Here is a 17,106-nt window from a genome sequence, read left to right on the forward strand (position 1 = left end):
GATCAAGCGAATGGCGGTCGTGAGCCGGGCCCCGTGCAGGCAACCCCTGCGGTCCGCTCCCCGCCCCTTCCGGCGTCTCGCACCCCCCTTTGGCACTCCCTGGATTTCGAAGGAGTCGATTCCCCATGGCCGAGACGACCGTCCGCCGCCGAGTCCGTCACGTCTCCCGTACGAGCGAGTCCGACCGCAGGAACGCCGCCGCCGCCTTGCAGCGCGCCCTCGACCGCCGCGACAACGGAGGCGAGACCGGCCACTGAGCCGGCCCGCCCCGCAGTCCGGGAGCCGCACCCGCACGGGGCGCGGCGCGGGCGTTACGAACGGGACTTCGGACCCCGCGCCGCACCTCGCCTCCCACCGCGTGCCGCCTCGCCCCCGCCGGGTGTACCGCCACGCCGCTGTCCGGATGACGGACGGTCCGTGTCATCACCTGGGACGAGGAGTAGGGTTCCCGCATGTCTCGCAGCCTCAATCTCGCAGTGATCCCCGGTGACGGCATCGGCCAGGAGGTCGTGGCCGAAGGTCTCAAGGTCCTCTCCGCCGTCCTCCCGCAGGATGTGAAGCTGGAGACCAAGGAGTACGACTTCGGCGCCCGGCGCTACCACGCCACCGGTGAGACCCTCACCGACGCGGACGTGGACGCGCTCAAGCGGCACGACGCGATCCTGCTCGGCGCGATCGGCGACCCGAGCGTCCCCTCCGGCGTCCTGGAGCGGGGCTTCCTGCTCAAGCTGCGCTTCGCCTTCGACCACCACGTGAACCTGCGTCCGTCGAAGCTCCTGCCCGGCGTGGCCACCCCGCTGGCCGGTCAGCCCGAGATCGACTTCGTCGTCGTCCGCGAGGGCACCGAGGGCCCGTACACCGGCAACGGCGGCACGATCCGCAAGGGCACCCCGCACGAGGTCGCCACCGAGGTCTCCGTGAACACGGCGTTCGGCGTCGAGCGCGTGGTCCGCGACGCCTTCGCCCGCGCCCAGGCCCGGCCCCGCAAGAAGCTCACGCTCGTCCACAAGAACAACGTGCTGGCCTTCGCCGGTCACCTGTGGACGAACGTCTTCAACCAGGTGGCCGAGGAGTTCCCCGACGTCACCACCGACTACATCCACGTCGACGCGGCCACCATCTACCTGGTCACCGACCCGGCGCGGTTCGACGTCATCGTCACCGACAACCTCTTCGGCGACATCATCACCGACCTCGCCGCGGCCGTCTCCGGCGGCATCGGCGTCGCCGCCAGCGGCAACATCAACCCGTCCGGCGACTTCCCGTCCATGTTCGAGCCCGTGCACGGCTCGGCCCCGGACATCGCGGGCCAGGGCAAGGCCGACCCCACCGCCACGGTCCTGTCCGTCGCCCTGCTCCTGCGCCACCTCGGCTACGAGGCCGAAGCCGTCCGCATCGAGGACGCCGTCTCCGCGGACCTCGGGGAGCGCGGCTCGCTGCCCGCGCGCAGCACCTCCGAGATCGGCGACGCGCTCTCAGTACGAGTAGCCGGCTGACCCGCGCCGCTCGAGAACCTCGAAGCCGCCGGGTCGCAAGCGCGCCCGGCGGCTTCCGCATGCCCCCCGCCGGGTGTCACCATCAACCCTGGGTCGCATTCACGCCGTTTTTCGGCCGTCGCCCGGCTCTTGCGATAATCGAACGCGGAGCCGCGGTATGAGGGAATGCTCGGACGTCCTACCACCGGCCATCGGCCGTACGGACGTGAGCGCGGCCCGTCACACACAACCGGTGAAGGACAACCACTCATGACGACGCCCACGATCGAGCTCAAGCCCTCCGCCAGCCTCACCTCCGCCGCCGAGCGGCAGGCGATCCTGGCGAACCCCGGCTTCGGCCGCCACTTCACCGACCACATGGTGACGATCAAGTGGACCGAGGGCCGCGGCTGGCACGACGGCCAGCTCGTTCCGTACGCGCCGATCCCCCTCGACCCGGCCACCAACGTCCTGCACTACGCGCAGGAGATCTTCGAGGGCCTGAAGGCGTACCGCCGCCCCGACGGCTCCGTCGCCACCTTCCGGCCGGACCAGAACGCCAAGCGCTTCCAGCGCTCCGCCCGCCGGCTCGCCATGCCCGAGCTGCCGGTCGAGACGTTCATCGCGGCGTGCGACGCGCTCGTCGCCCAGGACAAGGACTGGGTGCCCGCGCACGGCGGCGAGGAGTCCCTCTACCTGCGGCCGTTCATGATCGCGACCGAGGTCGGCCTGGGCGTCAAGCCGGCCAACGAGTACCTCTTCCTCGTCATCGCCTCACCGGCCGGCGCCTACTTCCCCGGCGGCGTCAAGCCGGTCTCCATCTGGGTCTCCGAGGACCACGTGCGCGCCGTCCCCGGCGGCATGGGCGACGCCAAGACGGGCGGCAACTACGCGGCCTCGCTGCTCGCCCAGGCCGAGGCCGCCGCGCAGGGCTGCGCCCAGGTCTGCTACCTCGACGCGGTCGAGCGCAAGTGGGTCGAGGAGCTCGGCGGCATGAACCTGTACTTCGTGTACGGCGACAAGATCGTCACGCCGTCCCTCACCGGCTCCATCCTGGAGGGCGTCACCCGTGACAGCCTCCTCGCCGTCGCCCGCGACCTCGGCTACGAGGCCGCGGAGGGCCGCGTCTCCGTCGACCAGTGGCAGCAGGACTCCGCCGACGGCACCCTGACGGAGGTCTTCGCCTGCGGCACCGCCGCCGTGATCACCCCGGTCGGCACGGTCAAGCGCACCGGCGGCGAATGGCAGCAGTCGGGCGGCGAGCCCGGCGAGGTCACCCTCAGGCTGCGGCAGGCCCTGCTGGACATCCAGCGCGGCACGGCCGAGGACAAGCACGGCTGGATGCACCGCCTGGGCTGACCCGCCCGCACACCCCACGGTGCGGGGCCGCACCGGACGTCACGTCCGGCGCGGCCCCTTCGGCTTCCGGGGGCCGGCGGGCGTCTCCCGGCCGACGTCCGAGTACACGCCGCTCGCATCCTGAGACACCGGGTGAGCACGCGGACGGACTGTGCCAGACTTCCCCCGTGCTCTCGTTCGCCACGATTATTGGCAGCAGGCGCGCCGGTCCGCAGTGACCGCCACGTACGACCAGGTACGGGCGGCCCTCGTCGTCCTCGACCCGCGCGCAGACCTCTCGCACCCGCGAGGGGTTTTTCGCATTTCTGGCACCACCCACAGCCGGGAGCGAGAGCGCGAGGGAGCATGGGGGGATGGTGGAGCCGGTCATTCCGGTAACGACCGAGGTCCAACACAGGAGTCTTCAGACCATGACCGCAACCAGCGAACTCGACGATTCGTTCCACGTCTTCGACACCACCCTGCGGGACGGCGCCCAGCGTGAGGGCATCAACCTCACCGTCGCCGACAAGCTGGCCATCGCCCGTCACCTGGACGACTTCGGAGTGGGCTTCATCGAGGGCGGCTGGCCCGGCGCCAACCCGCGCGACACCGAGTTCTTCGCCCGCGCGCAGGAGGAGATCGACTTCAGGCACGCCCAGCTGGTCGCCTTCGGCGCGACCCGCCGGGCCGGTGCCAAAGCCGCGGAGGACCCGCAGGTCAGGGCGCTGCTGGAGTCGGGCGCGGGAGTGATCACCCTGGTCGCGAAGTCCCACGACCGGCACGTGGAGCTGGCCCTGCGCACCACGCTGGACGAGAACCTGGCCATGGTGAGCGACACCGTGTCCTTCCTGAAGGGCGAGGGCCGCCGGGTCTTCGTCGACTGCGAGCACTTCTTCGACGGCTACCGCGCGAACCCCGAGTACGCCAAGGCGGTCGTGCGGGCCGCCGCCGAGGCCGGCGCCGACGTGGTCGTCCTGTGCGACACCAACGGCGGCATGCTCCCGGGGCAGGTGCAGGCGGTCGTCTCCACCGTCCTCGCCGACACCGGCGCCCGGCTCGGCATCCACGCCCAGGACGACACCGGCTGCGCGGTGGCGAACACCCTGGCCGCGGTGGACGCGGGCGCGACGCACGTGCAGTGCACGGCGAACGGCTACGGCGAGCGGGTCGGCAACGCCAACCTCTTCCCGGTGGTGGCGGCCCTGGAGCTGAAGTACGGCAAGAAGGTGCTGCCCGAGGGGCGGCTGCGCGAGATGACCCGTATCTCGCACGCGATCGCCGAGGTCGTCAACCTCACCCCGTCCACGCACCAGCCGTACGTCGGCGTCTCGGCCTTCGCCCACAAGGCCGGCCTGCACGCCTCGGCCATCAAGGTCGACCCCGACCTGTACCAGCACATCGACCCCGAGCAGGTGGGCAACACCATGCGGATGCTGGTGTCCGACATGGCGGGCCGCGCCTCGGTCGAGCTCAAGGGCAAGGAGCTGGGAGTCGACCTGGGCGGCGACCGCGAACTGGTCGGCCGGGTCGTCGAGCGGGTCAAGGAGCGCGAACTGAGGGGCTACACCTACGAGGCGGCGGACGCGTCCTTCGAGCTGCTGCTGCGCGCGGAGGTCGAGGGCCGGCCGCTGAAGTACTTCGAGGTGGAGTCCTGGCGGGCCATCGTCGAGGACCGCCCCGACGGCAGCCACGCCAACGAGGCCACCGTCAAGCTCTACGCCAAGGGCGAGCGGATCGTCGCCACGGCGGAGGGCAACGGCCCGGTCAACGCCCTCGACCGCGCGCTGCGGGTGGCGCTGGAGAAGATCTACCCGCAGCTGGCCAAGCTCGAGCTGGTCGACTACAAGGTCCGCATCCTCGAGGGCGTCCACGGCACCCAGTCCACCACCCGCGTCCTGATCTCCACGACGGACGGGACGGGGGAGTGGTCCACCGTGGGCGTCGCCGAGAACGTGATCGCCGCGTCCTGGCAGGCCCTGGAGGACGCCTACACGTACGGACTGCTCAGGGCGAGCGTGACGCCGGCGGAGTGACCGGGACCGGCGGGGGCGCCCCCGGCGGGTCAGGGAGCCCGGGGCGCCCCTGCCGTCCCGCCCCGCCGGGGCGCCCGGGGCATGGCTGATCGTCCGACTGAAGGCCGGCGGCAGCCTCACGGCGGGGTCGTGAAGCCCTTCGCCTACCCGGATGCCCCGCCCACAGCCGACTGGTTTGGTGGGTTTCGGGTAGTTTCGACATATGAAGGTCGTGTCATCGGCCCGGAACCCCCTCCTGTGGGTGGCCGCGCTCGTGCTCGCCGTGCTGGCGGCCCTGCCGACGGCGGGCGCACCGCGCGCCGACGCGGCCACCGGAGTGTCGGCCGTAGCCGAGGCCACCAGCGTGTCGGCCGTCGCCGAAGCCCTCCGCGAGAGCCCGGTCTACGTCGACCCCGAGGCGAGCGGTCAGCTGTCCCGGGCGGACGCGCACGCCCTCCAGCAGCAGATCAAGCACGCCGGCAAGCCGCTGTTCATCGCCGTCCTGCCGGCCGGCTACCCCACGGCGGACCTCTTCACGGACCTGCGCACCGCCACCGGCGTCACCGGCGCGTACGCGATCCGCCTCGGCGACCGCTTCGACGCCCGGGCCGACTCCTCGGTGCTCTCCCGCACGGCCGTCCGCAACCTGGTCACCAGCGTCCGCGCGGAGAGCGACGCCCGGACCCAGCTGGCCGACTTCACGGACCGCGCCCTGGTGAACATGGGCGGTTCGGCCCCCGCGAGCTGGGGCACCTCGGACCACGGCGGCGGGGTCTCGCAGACCGCGCTGATCACGGCGGGCGTGGTGCTGGCGGCCGGCGGGGCCGGCGCGTACACGCTGGTGCGCCGCAACCGCCGGCGGCGCGCGGCCGAACAGCGGGCCGCCCTCGACCGGCTGCGGGTCGTCGTGGACGAGGACATCACGGCGTTCGGCGAGGAACTCGACCGGCTGGACTTCCACCCGGCCGAGCCGGGTGCCGACGACGCCATGCGCGCCGACTACGAACGCGCCCTGGACGCCTACGAACAGGCGAAGTCGGCCATGGCGGCGGCCGTGCGGCCGGAGGACGTCCGCGGTGTCACCGAGGCCCTGGAGGACGGCCGCTTCTCCCTCGCCCTGCTCGCCGCCCGCCGCGAGGGACGCCCGCTGCCCGCACGCCGTCCGCCCTGCTTCTTCGACCCCCGCCACGGCCCCTCGGTCGGCGACGCCACATGGACGCCGCTCGGCGGGTCCACGCGCGAGGTCCCGGTGTGCGCGGCGGACGCGACCCGGCTGGCCGACGGACGCGACCCGGTGATCCGCGAGGTCGACAGCGACTACGGCCGCCGCCCGTACTGGGAGGCGGGCCCGGCCTACGGCCCCTGGGCGGGCGGCTACTTCGGCGGCGGCGTCCTGCCCGGCCTCCTCGTCGGAACGATGCTCGGCTCCATGATGGCCACCCCGTCCTACGCCGACGACTACGGCGCGGGATACGGCGACTTCGGCGGCGACGTCTCCGGGGCCGACTTCGACTCCGGAGACTTCGGCGGCTTCGGCGACGGAGGGGGAGGGGACTTCGGCGGGGGCGGCGGGGGCGACTTCGGTGGCGGATTCTGACCCGCCCGATGCCCGATCCCGATGCCCGATGCCCGATGCCGACGCCCGACGTCCGATGCCCGACGCCTGTCGTGGGTGGATCACCGGGACCCCGTGAGCGGTCTAGTCCTGCACCGCCGCCTTCGCGAAGCCCAGCAGACCGTCGAAGTCGATCGCGCCGGGGTCGCCGTGCGTGTTCTCTGGCACGTGCATGTGTCCGCACACCCCCTTGAACGCGCTCCACCTCGCCCCGCTCATCCGCTGGCCGCCGCCGTTCCCCGCCGACTTCGGGTACGCGGGCCACAGTGCCGGCCCGCGCAGCGGCACATGGTGGTGAATGTTCATCCACGCCAGGTACTGGGCGACGGCGCGCAGCGCCCACTCCGGGGCCTTCGGCCAGTAGAGGTGTCCCTGGCCGCGGGCCGTCCACTTGCTGTGCAGGCTCGGATCGCAGGTGCCGACGAGTTCCACCTGGCAGACGTTCAGGGTGTTCGTCTCGACGCCGCCGCGCAGGTTGGCCAGGGCGCGCGAGGAGATGTCGATGTCGAAGTGCTGGTACCACTTCAGCTTCCTGGCGGCGAAGTCCGGTACCGCCGTCAGGTTGGGCGCGACGGAGCCGCCCTGGTAGTCGGGCAGCGAGCGCCCCTCGGTGGTGTGCAGCACGACGACGTTGACCTCCATGCGGTCGCCGCCGAAGTCGTCCTGGTACCAGTGGTCGCGGTTCGCGCCGGGGTAGTGCTGGGGTCCGGTCCTGGTGCTCATACCTCGTGACTGTGACACAAGGCACAAATAGGGGCCGGAAGCTCTTCGCTTCCGGCCCTTTTCTGCCGTTATCCTCCGTATCGGGTCAAGCGCTTACGCGTTCTTGATCGCCGAGATGTCGAAGTTCAGCTTGATCTTGTCCGAGACCAGGACGCCACCCGTCTCCAGCGCCGCGTTCCAGGTCAGACCCCACTCCGAGCGCAGGATCTCCGCCCTGCCCTCGAAGCCGACGCGCTCGTTGCCGAACGGGTCCTTCGCGGCGCCGTTGAACTCGAGGGCGATGGTGAGCGGCCTGGTGACGCCGAGGATGCTCAGGTCGCCGGTGACGCGGTAGTCGTCGCCGCCTGCGGACTCGACGGAGGTGGAGCGGAAGGTCATCGCCGGGAACTCGTCGGTCTTGAAGAAGTCGGCGCTCTTGAGGTGGCCGTCGCGGTCGGCGGACCCGGTGTCGATGCTGTCCATGCTGACGTCGATGGAGGCGGTGGACAGGGACGGGTCGGCGCCGTCCAGCCGCAGCGAGCCGGTGAAGTCGTCGAACTTGCCCTTGACGTTCGTGACCATGGCGTGCCGGGCCACGAAGCCGATCGTCGAGTGCGCGGGGTCGATCGTGTACGTCCCGGTCAGCGCGGTGAGTTCCGGGCTCACGGTGGCGACGGCGGTGGCGGCGGAGCCGTCGGCGTTCTTGCGGCCGAAGATGCTCATGGGATGCTCCTTGGGGACGGGGGAAGATCCAGTTTGTTTAACCTTCAATGATTCTTAACGTGGGTGGTCGCGGACCTATTCCGCAGGGGCGGCCGGACTCGCCGTATCACTCGACCGGCCGAAGCCGGAGCGCGTCGCGCACCCCGGATGTGAGGCGGATCGCACTCACGGGCTTTGTGTGACCCCTACAAGCGCCAGGCCCTCTGAGCAGTCGGAACGGCTGCACACGCGCCGGGTTCTGTTCGGTGGTACCAGGAAAACGCTCCGGAGACTGTACGGAGTCGACGTCTCCCTTTCCTTGGCGGGCTTCGTAAGGTCGCTACATGACCGTTTTGGAAGAGACGACGGGCGAACAGACCGCAGAGCCTTCGGAGCCCACGGACGCGCGCGGCCGGGTGGCCGAGCTGCACGAGATCCGTGCTCAGGCTCTGGCCGGTCCGAGCGAGAAGGCGACCCAGGCGCAGCACGCCAAGGGCAAGCTGACCGCCCGGGAGCGCATCGAGCTGCTCCTGGACCCGGGGTCCTTCCAGGAGGTCGAGCAGCTGCGCCGGCACCGGGCGAGCGGATTCGGCCTCGAGGCGAAGAAGCCGTTCACCGACGGTGTGATCACCGGCTGGGGCACGGTGGAGGGCCGCACGGTCTTCGTCTACGCCCACGACTTCCGCATCTTCGGCGGCGCGCTGGGCGAGGCCCACGCCACGAAGATCCACAAGATCATGGACATGGCCATCGCGGCCGGGGCTCCGCTGGTCTCGCTCAACGACGGCGCCGGCGCCCGTATCCAGGAGGGCGTCTCCGCGCTCGCCGGGTACGGCGGCATCTTCCAGCGCAACACCAAGGCCTCCGGCGTCATCCCGCAGATCTCCGTGATGCTCGGCCCGTGCGCGGGCGGCGCGGCCTACAGCCCCGCCCTGACCGACTTCGTGTTCATGGTCCGCGAGACCTCGCAGATGTTCATCACCGGCCCGGACGTCGTCAAGGCGGTCACCGGCGAGGAGATCACGCAGAACGGCCTCGGCGGCGCCGACGTGCACGCCGAGACCTCGGGCGTCTGTCACTTCGCCTACGACGACGAGGAGACGTGCATCGCCGAGGTGCGCTACCTCCTGTCGATGCTCCCGCAGAACAACCGCGAGAACCCCCCGCGCGCCGAGGCCGGCGACCCCGCCGACCGCCGCGGCGACGTGCTGCTCGACCTGGTCCCGGCCGACGGCAACCGCCCCTACGACATGACCAAGGTCATCGAGGAGATCGTCGACGACGGCGACTACCTCGAGGTCCACGAGCGCTGGGCGCGCAACATCATCTGCGCGCTGGCCCGTCTGGACGGCCAGGTCGTCGGCATCGTCGCCAACCAGCCCCAGTCCCTGGCCGGCGTGCTGGACATCGAGGCCTCCGAGAAGGCCGCGCGGTTCGTGCAGATGTGCGACGCCTTCAACATCCCGATCGTCACCCTGCTGGACGTCCCCGGCTTCCTGCCCGGCGTCGACCAGGAGCACGGCGGCATCATCCGCCACGGCGCGAAGCTGCTGTACGCCTACTGCAACGCGACCGTCCCCCGTATCTCGCTCATCCTGCGCAAGGCCTACGGCGGCGCCTACATCGTCATGGACAGCCAGTCCATCGGCGCGGACCTCACCTACGCGTGGCCGACCAACGAGATCGCCGTCATGGGCGCCGAAGGCGCGGCCAACGTGATCTTCCGGCGGCAGATCGCCGGCGCCGAGGACCCGGACGCGATGCGGGCCCGCATGGTCAAGGAGTACAAGTCCGAGCTGATGCACCCGTACTACGCGGCCGAGCGCGGCCTCGTCGACGACGTGATCGACCCGGCGGAGACCCGCGAAATCCTGATCCGCTCGCTGGCGATGCTCCAGTCGAAGCACGCCGACCTGCCCTCCCGCAAGCACGGCAACCCTCCGCAGTAACCCGGCCGACCCCTCGCGGTACCCCTGCGGAAACCTCATCCACGGAGACTGAGACCCATGAACACTCCCGACATCCGCGTCGAGAAGGGCCACGCCGAGCCCGAGGAAGTCGCCGCCATCACGGCGATCCTCCTGGCCCGCGCGGCCGCCCGCACCTCCGAGCCCACCGAGGACCGCCGTGGCCGCCACAAGGCGGGCTGGCGCCGCCTGGAGCGCGAGGGCGGCTTCCGCGCCCCGCACAGCTGGCACTGACCTCCCGGCACTGACCTCCTGGGACGAAGAAGGGCCCCTCTCCACGAGAGGGGCCCTTCTGCACACCCGGGGGGGCGCGGAGACCGCGCGACACCGACCGGCCACCGACTGCCCGGCAGACGGCTCAGAACCGTCCGGGGCAGCCCGGTGGCCGCACGGGCGCTTACCGCAGCCGTGCCATCAACGCATGCTCGACGAGCGTGATGAGCGCGGACTTCGCGTCCGCGCGGTGGCGGGCGTCCGTCGTGATGATGGGGGTGTCGGGGCCGATCTGCAGCGCCTCGCGTACCTCGTCCGGGTTGTACGGCTGGTTGCCGTCGAAGCCGTTGAGGGCGATCACGAAGGGGAGACCCGAGTTCTCGAAGTAGTCGACCGCGGGGAAGCAGTCGGCGAGACGGCGGGTGTCGACCAGGACGATCGCGCCGATGGCACCGCGCACCAGGTCGTCCCACATGAACCAGAACCGGTCCTGGCCGGGCGTGCCGAACAGGTACAGGATCAGGTCCTGGTCCAGGGTGATGCGGCCGAAGTCCATGGCGACCGTGGTGGTCGTCTTGTCCCCGGTGTGGGTGAGGTCGTCGATGCCCGCCGACGCGGACGTCATGACGGCCTCGGTGCGCAGCGGATTGATCTCCGAAACAGCCCCGACGAACGTGGTCTTGCCCACGCCGAAGCCGCCCGCCACCACGATCTTCGCGGAAGTGGTGGAGCGGGAGGGACCCCCGCTAGAGCTTGCGAAGTCCACTGAGCACCCTTTCGAGCAGTGTCACGTCTGGCTGGCCGCCGGCGCTCTCGTCGCCGCCGGGCTGATGGATGGCGACCAGTCCCGCTTCCGCCAGGTCGGCGACGAGGATCCTGGCCACACCGAGGGGGATGGTCAGCAGCGCCGAGATCTCGGCGACCGACTTGATCTCTCGGCAGAGGTTGCAGATCCGCTGATGCTCGGGCAGCTGGCCCTGCATCTGATGCGGCTGCGCGGTGGTGTGCACCAGCGCCTCGATGGCGAGCTGGTACCGCGGGCGGGTCCGGCCACCGGTCATGGCGTACGGACGTACCAGCGGGTTGTTCGACGAGCCGGCGGGCGCCGGCTCCGGGGAGCGGCGATGCGGCTGCACCGGCTGGATGCGCGGGGCGTGCGGCTGGTCGTACGGGGACGGCCCCGGGCCCTGCGGCCCCTGAGGCGTGTACGGCCGCTGCTGGCTGGGCGCGGAGGGGAAGTTGTAACGGTTCGGGTTCTGGGTACCGTCGTTCTGGCCCTGGGCAGGACCGTACGACCAGTTGCCCGAATGCGAACCGCCTGGGGGTGTTGCCACTCTCTCTCCTCCTCCGACTGTGCCCTGGCACCCATCACGTGGAGCCGCGTCCCGAAACACTACGGCCTCGGGACGCCAAAACGCACCGTCCGTTTGTTAGTTGAGAAGGCTCCCTTGGAGCTCCGCTCGAAGGTCGGGCGTCAGGACCGAACCGGCTCGGTCCACCAGGAGTGCCATCTCGTACCCGATGAGACCGATGTCCGCCTCGGGATGTGCGAGCACCGCGAGCGAGGAACCGTCGGACACGGACATGATGAACAGGAATCCCCGCTCCATCTCCACAACCGTCTGGTTCACGCTGCCTCCCTCGAAGATCCGGGAAGCGCCTGCCGTCAGGGACGTCAGACCTGAGGCGACGGCCGCGAGCTGGTCGGCACGGTCGCGGGGGAAGCCTTCGGACATCGCCAGAAGGAGTCCGTCGGCGGAGACCACCACCGTGTGGGACACCCCCGGGGTGTTGTCCACGAAGTTGGTGATCAACCAGTTCAGGTTCTGTGCCGCCTGGCTCATCGGGCTCACACTAACGCTCCTGGTTGTAGGTGCTGTCAGGCCCACTGTGATGATTCCCAGTGGCCTGGCCGTTCGTTTCACTGCTTCCTGCGTTGCGTCCGCGCTGGACGCCGCGACGCAGGTTGCTCAACCTGCCTCGGACGTCCTCCGGGGCGCGGGAGACCTGTGGGCCTCCCTGCGGGGTGCTCTCGGCGGCGCCTTCGATGAGGTTGGCCTTGGGCACCCGCCGCGGCAGACCGGAGGAGGTGACCCCGCCCGCCTTGGGCTTCTTCAGAGCGGAGGCCTGATGCCAGCGCTCGTCGTTCGCCGACCGCCAGATGTCGCCACCGCCGTTGCTCTCCGAAGAGGAGGCCGGCGCTTCCTGCTTCGTGGCGGGCCGTGCGCCGTTCGCGCCGCTTGCGGTGGATCCGCGGCGGGGCAGACCGGCTTCGGTCAGCGCGTGGGAGGCGGCGGGGCTGGATCCCGGACGATCGAAGCCTACGCGGTTCTGCTCATCCGCGTCAGCGACCTGCGTGGATTCCGCTTCCGGAGCGTACTGGTCCGGGTAACCGTTCTGGTAACCGTTGCCCTGACCGTTCTGCTGGGGCCAGTCGTCCTGGTAGGACTGCTGCTCCTCGTACGGCTGGAAGCCCTCGGACGCGGCCGGCCCGGCCTCCGTCCGCTCCTCCTGGGCGGGCTCCGCATACGCGGGGTCCGGGTAACCGCCGTTCGACGAGAAGCCTTCGCCCTGCGGCAGGCCGTTCTGCGGGGCGAAGGACTCGCCCTGCGGCACACCGCCGTTCGGCGGGAAGTACTGCTCGTCGTACGCCGGGCGCTGCGGCTCCTGGTAGGCCGTCTGCTGGTCGAACGAGGCGGGCTGCTCGGCGTAGCCGGTCGCGCCGTTGTCGTAGTGGCCTTGGGCGCCGCCGCGCGCGGGGTCGTAGCCGTTCTGTCCGGCGTCGTAACCCTGCTGCTGACTGCCGGCCTCGTAGTTCTCGCCGAAGGCGGCCGCCTCGGCGGACTGGTGCGGCTGCGCGGACTGCTGGTCCGGCTGGCCCGTCTGGGACTCCAGGGCCGCGCGGCGCTCCTCGCGCATCAGGGACCGGCCCACCGGGTCCAGGTCGCGGATGTCGTCGGGAACCTCGTAGCGGCTGTCGTCGAAGCCGAGTTCGGCGGCGGTGCGCATCGGCAGACCGTTGCTGAAGTCCTCGCCGGCGCCGTAGTTCTGCTCCGGGATGATCTGCGAGACCGTGAACTCGTCGCGGTCCGGCTGGTGCTGCTGCTGTTCGCCGCCGCCGCCGTGGGTGATGGCGTCCGGCAGCATGACCAGCGAGGTGGTGCCGGCCTGCTCGCCCGAGGGGCGCAGCTGGACGCGGATGCCGTGCCGGTCGGACAGCCGGCCGACCACGAACAGACCCATGCGCTGCGAGATCGCGGCGTCCACGGTCGGCGGGTTGGCCAGCTTGTGGTTGATGTCCGCGAAGTCCTCGGCGGTCAGGCCGATGCCCTTGTCGTGGATCTCGATCATCACGCGGCCGTCGGGAAGACGGGTCGCCGTGACGCGGACCTTGGTCTGCGGGGAGGAGAACGTGGTGGCGTTCTCCAGCAGCTCGGCGAGCAGGTGCACGAGGTCGGTCACGGCGCGGCCGTGGATCTCGGCCTCCGGGACGCCCGACAGTTCGATGCGCTCGTACTGCTCCACCTCGGAGGAGGCGGCACGCAGCACGTCGACCAGCGGGACCGGCTGGTCCCAGCGACGGCCGGGCTCCTCGCCGGCGAGGACCAGGAGGTTCTCGCCGTTGCGGCGCATACGGGTCGCGAGGTGGTCCAGGCGGAAGAGGTTCTCCAGCTGGTCCGGGTCGGCCTCGTTGTTCTCCAGGTCGGTGATCAGGGTCAGCTGGCCCTCGATCAGGGACTGGTTGCGGCGCGAGAGGTTGGTGAAGATCGCGTTGATGTTGCCCCGCAGCAGGGCCTGCTCGGCGGCGAGCCGGACGGCCTCGCGGTGGACCTGGTCGAAGGCGCGGGCGACCTCGCCGATCTCGTCCGTGGTGGTGATCGGGATCGGGGCGACCCGGGTGTCGACCCGGCCGGGGTCGGTGCGGGAGAGCTGGTCGACCAGCATCGGCAGGCGCTGTTCGGCGATGCCGAAGGCGGCGTTGCGCAGCTGGCGCATCGAGCGGCTCATCTGGCGGGCCACCGCACCGGCGAGGATGAACGCCAGGAGCAGGGCGACGACCACGGCGGCGCCGGTGATGATCGCGGAGGTCTTCGCGTCGGCCGCGATGTCCGAGGCCTCGGACACGGCCTTGTCGGTCAGATCCGACTCGATCTGCCGGTAGGCGTCGTACTTCAGCGTGGTGACCGCCCACCAGTTCTCCATGCTGATGCCCTTTTCGGCGAGGGCGGCACGCTCGGCGCCGTCCCTGCTCTGCATCGTGGAGATGGCGACGACCATCGTCGTCGGGTTGGCGGGCGGCGGAACGTAGTCCGGGTTCTTCTGCTTCGCCTCGGCGGCCTGCGCGGCGCCGTCGCTCTTGATCTTCGCCTCGGCGTCCTGCAGCTTCTGCGCATCGGCCTCGGTGCCGCCGCCGACGTACTCCTCGATGGCGATGCCCTCGAGGTAGGCGTAGGAGGAGAGGGAGACCTTCTGCTTCGCGAAGTCGTCCGCCCGCGGGCCCGGTTTGATCAGCAGGTGCATGCCGATCGAGCGCTCCAGGGACATCGCGGCCTTGGTCAGCGAGATCGCGTAGACGGTGCGGCCGTAGGAGGTGATGTTTCCGGTGCCCAGACCGAGCTCGTTGGAGAACTCCATCAGGGGGTGCGCGATCGCGGTGTAGCCCTCTTCGGTCTGCACGCCCGACAGCTTGGAGGTGTAGGCGGCCGCACGCAACGGCGCCAGCTTGGTCTCCGCGTCCCGGAACAGCTTCAGCCGGCGCTCCAGACCGGCCTTCGCCGGCATGTTCTTCGCGGCCTCGTCGAAGGCGGCGGCGGCGGCGTCGGTGAGCTTGCGGGCCCCGGTGACCGTCGCGTCGTCCCGCTTGCCGGCGAGCAGGGGCGCGGCCGAGATGTCGCGCTCCTTGTAGATGGCGTCGCCGTAGCTCAGTGAGGCCCGCACCAGACGCGCGGTGTTCTCCGCGTCCTCGGCCTCCTGCCAGGTGTCGATCGAGCTCTTCACCTGGAAGCCGCCCATGACCAGGCCGACCACCACGGGTATGAGCAGAATCGCGTTCAGCCGGGTCGGCACCCGCCAGTTGCGCGGGGAGAGACGGCTGCCGCTCTTGGCGGGCGCTGCCGTCGACTCCGAGCCGGGCACATGGGCGGGCGCCGCTCCGCGCGGCGGCGGCGTGAAGTTGCCCCGGGCCGCAGGCTCGGGACTTTTCTTGCTTCGCCTCACTCGACCAACAACCTCTCGGCGGTCGGCACCTTCGTCGTGCCGCTGTGTCTCAGAGCCCGGTCAGCCATCGACCATGAGTACGTCATTGACTATTGGGCAGTTCAGGCATTCCAGCATGACGACCAGCCCTCTTCCAAACATGGGAAAGAGTTGGTTCGACGTGATGTAAACCCCAGATAAAACGGTCAAAAAGAACGAGCCCCGCCAAAAGACGGGGCCTTCGTGCGCACAGCGAGACCGAGTGACCGCGACGCGTGGTGGGACTCGGCGATTCCTCTGCCGAAACGTTATGAACACCGGAGCCGACCGTGTCAAAGCCCACAGTCGGCTCCAGAGCGCCTACGGCAACTGCTGTACGTCACCTGATGCTTGAAAGTTACCGCAGTCGCGCCATCAGTGCATGCTCGACCAGGGTGATCAGCGCGCTCTTGGCGTCCGAGCGGTGCCGGGCGTCCGTCGTGATGATCGGGGTGTCCGGGCCGATCTGCAGCGCCTCGCGCACCTCTTCGGGCTGGTAGGGCTGCTGCCCGTCGAAGCCGTTGAGCGCGACCACGAACGGCAGACCGCTGTTCTCGAAGTAGTCGACCGCGGGGAAGCAGTCGGCGAGACGCCGCGTGTCCACCAGCACCACCGCGCCGATGGCGCCGCGCACCAGGTCGTCCCACATGAACCAGAACCGGTCCTGACCCGGCGTGCCGAACAGGTAGAGGATCAGGTCCTGGTCGAGCGTGATGCGGCCGAAGTCCATGGCCACCGTGGTGGTGGTCTTGTCGCCGGTGTGGGTGAGGTCGTCGATGCCCGCCGACGCGGACGTCATCACGGCCTCCGTGCGCAGCGGGTTGATCTCGGAGACGGCGCCCACGAACGTGGTCTTGCCCACGCCGAAGCCACCCGCCACCACGATCTTCGCGGAGGTGGTGGCCCGGCCTCCGTCAGAGCTTGCGAAGTCCACTGAGCACCCTTTCGAGCAGCGTCACGTCCGGAGCGCCACCGTTGTTCTCGTCGCCGCCCGGCTGGTGGATGGCCACCAGTCCGGCCTCGGCGAGGTCCGCGACGAGGATCCGCGCCACACCCAGCGGCATGGCCAGCAGCGCCGAGACCTCGGCGACCGACTTCACCTCGCGGCACAGGTGACAGATGCGCTGGTGCTCCGGGAGCAGTCCCATGAGCGCTGCCGGGTCGGCCGTGGTGCTGATCAGCGCCTCGATGGCGAGCTGATAGCGCGGCCGGGTCCGGCCACCGGTCATCGCGTACGGACGCACCAGCGGCTGGTCGCCCTCATCGCCGTACGGCTCCGCGTACGGATCATGATGGGCGGTGGGCGGGGTCATGGATCCTCCGGGCGGGACAGCATTTTTGGTTTGTCGTGCCGTCCGTCGAGGCCGGTGGGGGGATTGTGTCGGCCGGACGGTGTTTTCGTGAGGCGGGTGGTACTCGGGCGGGTCAGTGGAGCAGACTGCCCTGGAGCTCGGCGCGAAGGTCGGGCGTGAGGACCGCGCCCGCTCGGTCGACGAGCAGTGCCATCTCGTAGCCGACGAGGCCGATGTCGCACTCGGGGTGCGCGAGCACGGCGAGGGACGAGCCGTCCGAGACGGACATGAGGAAGAGGAAGCCCCGCTCCATCTCGACGACCGTCTGGGCGACGTTGCCGCCCTCGAAGATCCGGGAGGCCCCGGCGGTCAGTGAGGTCAGCCCCGAAGCGACGGCCGCCAGCTGATCGGCGCGGTCGCGGGGGAAGCCCTCGGACATGGCCAGCAGGAGCCCGTCGGCGGACACCACGACGGTGTGGGACACCCCAGGGGTGTTGTCCACGAAGTTGGTGATCAACCAGTTCAGGTTCTGTGCTGCCTGGCTCATCTGGC

At 70.2% G+C, this 17,106-nt stretch carries 16 protein-coding genes; 7 read left to right on the top strand and 9 right to left on the bottom strand.

Going from position 1 to position 17,106, the window contains the following annotated elements:
• The first annotated feature begins 125 nt into the window (after nt 1–125).
• The 5 genes from QF032_RS27420 to QF032_RS27440 all read left to right on the top strand — a co-directional run bounded on the left by QF032_RS27420 (nt 126) and on the right by QF032_RS27440 (nt 6,425).
• Nucleotides 126–257 (top strand): hypothetical protein, encoded by a 132-nt coding sequence (locus QF032_RS27420; protein ID WP_103811235.1) that lies wholly within the window; start codon nt 126–128, stop codon nt 255–257.
• 195 nt (nt 258–452) lie between these two features.
• Nucleotides 453–1,496, top strand: a complete 1,044-nt coding sequence (locus QF032_RS27425) for a 3-isopropylmalate dehydrogenase (protein WP_306949134.1) — start codon at nt 453–455, stop codon at nt 1,494–1,496.
• A 249-nt stretch (nt 1,497–1,745) separates the two neighbouring features.
• A complete protein-coding gene (locus QF032_RS27430) occupies nt 1,746–2,834 on the top strand; it encodes a branched-chain amino acid aminotransferase (RefSeq protein ID WP_307046144.1) in 1,089 nt (362 codons plus the stop codon).
• A gap of 410 nt (nt 2,835–3,244) precedes the next feature.
• Nucleotides 3,245–4,849, top strand: coding sequence for a citramalate synthase (cimA, locus tag QF032_RS27435; RefSeq protein ID WP_307057845.1), 1,605 nt, complete (start codon nt 3,245–3,247; stop codon nt 4,847–4,849).
• A 202-nt stretch (nt 4,850–5,051) separates the two neighbouring features.
• Nucleotides 5,052–6,425 carry a hypothetical protein gene (locus QF032_RS27440; RefSeq protein ID WP_307057847.1) on the top strand — a complete coding sequence of 458 codons (1,374 nt, stop codon included), beginning with the start codon at nt 5,052–5,054 and terminating at the stop codon, nt 6,423–6,425.
• Nucleotides 6,426–6,527: 102 nt separating this feature from the next.
• On the opposite strand, the gene QF032_RS27445 is transcribed toward QF032_RS27440, so the two are convergent.
• Complete coding sequence (locus QF032_RS27445) at nt 6,528–7,166, bottom strand: hypothetical protein (RefSeq protein WP_306949130.1); 639 nt, start codon at nt 7,164–7,166, stop codon at nt 6,528–6,530.
• A gap of 93 nt (nt 7,167–7,259) precedes the next feature.
• Complete coding sequence (locus QF032_RS27450) at nt 7,260–7,868, bottom strand: YceI family protein (RefSeq protein ID WP_307057849.1); 609 nt, start codon at nt 7,866–7,868, stop codon at nt 7,260–7,262.
• Nucleotides 7,869–8,191: 323 nt separating this feature from the next.
• Here QF032_RS27450 and QF032_RS27455 point away from each other — a divergent pair, with 323 nt between their 5' ends.
• Entirely contained in the window at nt 8,192–9,796 is a 1,605-nt protein-coding gene (locus QF032_RS27455) for an acyl-CoA carboxylase subunit beta (protein ID WP_307046150.1), read from the top strand.
• Nucleotides 9,797–9,853: 57 nt separating this feature from the next.
• Nucleotides 9,854–10,048, top strand: coding sequence for an acyl-CoA carboxylase subunit epsilon (locus QF032_RS27460; protein ID WP_306949127.1), 195 nt, complete (start codon nt 9,854–9,856; stop codon nt 10,046–10,048).
• Between the two features lie 163 nt (nt 10,049–10,211).
• On the opposite strand, the gene QF032_RS27465 is transcribed toward QF032_RS27460, so the two are convergent.
• The 7 genes from QF032_RS27465 to QF032_RS27495 all read right to left on the bottom strand — a co-directional run bounded on the left by QF032_RS27465 (nt 10,212) and on the right by QF032_RS27495 (nt 17,101).
• The gene (locus QF032_RS27465; RefSeq protein ID WP_026248371.1) at nt 10,212–10,793 is read right to left on the bottom strand and encodes a GTP-binding protein; all 582 of its coding nucleotides are present in this window, start codon (nt 10,791–10,793) and stop codon (nt 10,212–10,214) included.
• Nucleotides 10,774–11,361: a DUF742 domain-containing protein gene (locus QF032_RS27470; RefSeq protein ID WP_266725879.1), complete on the bottom strand. Its 588-nt coding sequence runs from the start codon at nt 11,359–11,361 to the stop codon at nt 10,774–10,776. The genes QF032_RS27465 and QF032_RS27470 overlap by 20 nt, the downstream gene beginning before the upstream one ends.
• A gap of 96 nt (nt 11,362–11,457) precedes the next feature.
• Nucleotides 11,458–11,871 carry a roadblock/LC7 domain-containing protein gene (locus QF032_RS27475; protein WP_037781109.1) on the bottom strand — a complete coding sequence of 138 codons (414 nt, stop codon included), beginning with the start codon at nt 11,869–11,871 and terminating at the stop codon, nt 11,458–11,460.
• A 10-nt stretch (nt 11,872–11,881) separates the two neighbouring features.
• Entirely contained in the window at nt 11,882–15,244 is a 3,363-nt protein-coding gene (locus QF032_RS27480; protein WP_307046153.1) for a sensor histidine kinase, read from the bottom strand.
• A 376-nt stretch (nt 15,245–15,620) separates the two neighbouring features.
• Nucleotides 15,621–16,196, bottom strand: a complete 576-nt coding sequence (locus QF032_RS27485) for a GTP-binding protein (protein WP_030793795.1) — start codon at nt 16,194–16,196, stop codon at nt 15,621–15,623.
• On the bottom strand, nt 16,177–16,575 hold the full coding sequence (locus QF032_RS27490) for a DUF742 domain-containing protein (RefSeq protein WP_009190816.1): 399 nt from the start codon (nt 16,573–16,575) through the stop codon (nt 16,177–16,179). Before QF032_RS27490 ends, QF032_RS27485 begins: the two co-directional genes overlap by 20 nt.
• A 112-nt stretch (nt 16,576–16,687) precedes the next feature.
• A complete protein-coding gene (locus tag QF032_RS27495; protein WP_003973453.1) occupies nt 16,688–17,101 on the bottom strand; it encodes a roadblock/LC7 domain-containing protein in 414 nt (137 codons plus the stop codon).
• Nucleotides 17,102–17,106 lie beyond the last annotated feature (5 nt).

It is taken from the genome of Streptomyces achromogenes, assembly GCF_030816715.1.
Taxonomy (GTDB): Bacteria; Actinomycetota; Actinomycetes; order Streptomycetales; family Streptomycetaceae; genus Streptomyces; species Streptomyces achromogenes_A.

What these genes read in the sequence shown, in the direction of transcription:
- QF032_RS27420 (WP_103811235.1), top strand. Translation starts at nt 126, where the DNA reads ATGGCCGAGACGACCGTCCGCCGCCGAGTCCGTCACGTCTCCCGTACG.
- QF032_RS27425 (WP_306949134.1), top strand. Translation starts at nt 453, where the DNA reads ATGTCTCGCAGCCTCAATCTCGCAGTGATCCCCGGTGACGGCATCGGC.
- QF032_RS27430 (WP_307046144.1), top strand. Translation starts at nt 1,746, where the DNA reads ATGACGACGCCCACGATCGAGCTCAAGCCCTCCGCCAGCCTCACCTCC.
- cimA (WP_307057845.1), top strand. Translation starts at nt 3,245, where the DNA reads ATGACCGCAACCAGCGAACTCGACGATTCGTTCCACGTCTTCGACACC.
- QF032_RS27440 (WP_307057847.1), top strand. Translation starts at nt 5,052, where the DNA reads ATGAAGGTCGTGTCATCGGCCCGGAACCCCCTCCTGTGGGTGGCCGCG.
- QF032_RS27445 (WP_306949130.1), bottom strand. Translation starts at nt 7,166, where the DNA reads ATGAGCACCAGGACCGGACCCCAGCACTACCCCGGCGCGAACCGCGAC.
- QF032_RS27450 (WP_307057849.1), bottom strand. Translation starts at nt 7,868, where the DNA reads ATGAGCATCTTCGGCCGCAAGAACGCCGACGGCTCCGCCGCCACCGCC.
- QF032_RS27455 (WP_307046150.1), top strand. Translation starts at nt 8,192, where the DNA reads ATGACCGTTTTGGAAGAGACGACGGGCGAACAGACCGCAGAGCCTTCG.
- QF032_RS27460 (WP_306949127.1), top strand. Translation starts at nt 9,854, where the DNA reads ATGAACACTCCCGACATCCGCGTCGAGAAGGGCCACGCCGAGCCCGAG.
- QF032_RS27475 (WP_037781109.1), bottom strand. Translation starts at nt 11,871, where the DNA reads ATGAGCCAGGCGGCACAGAACCTGAACTGGTTGATCACCAACTTCGTG.
- QF032_RS27490 (WP_009190816.1), bottom strand. Translation starts at nt 16,575, where the DNA reads ATGACCCCGCCCACCGCCCATCATGATCCGTACGCGGAGCCGTACGGC.
- QF032_RS27495 (WP_003973453.1), bottom strand. Translation starts at nt 17,101, where the DNA reads ATGAGCCAGGCAGCACAGAACCTGAACTGGTTGATCACCAACTTCGTG.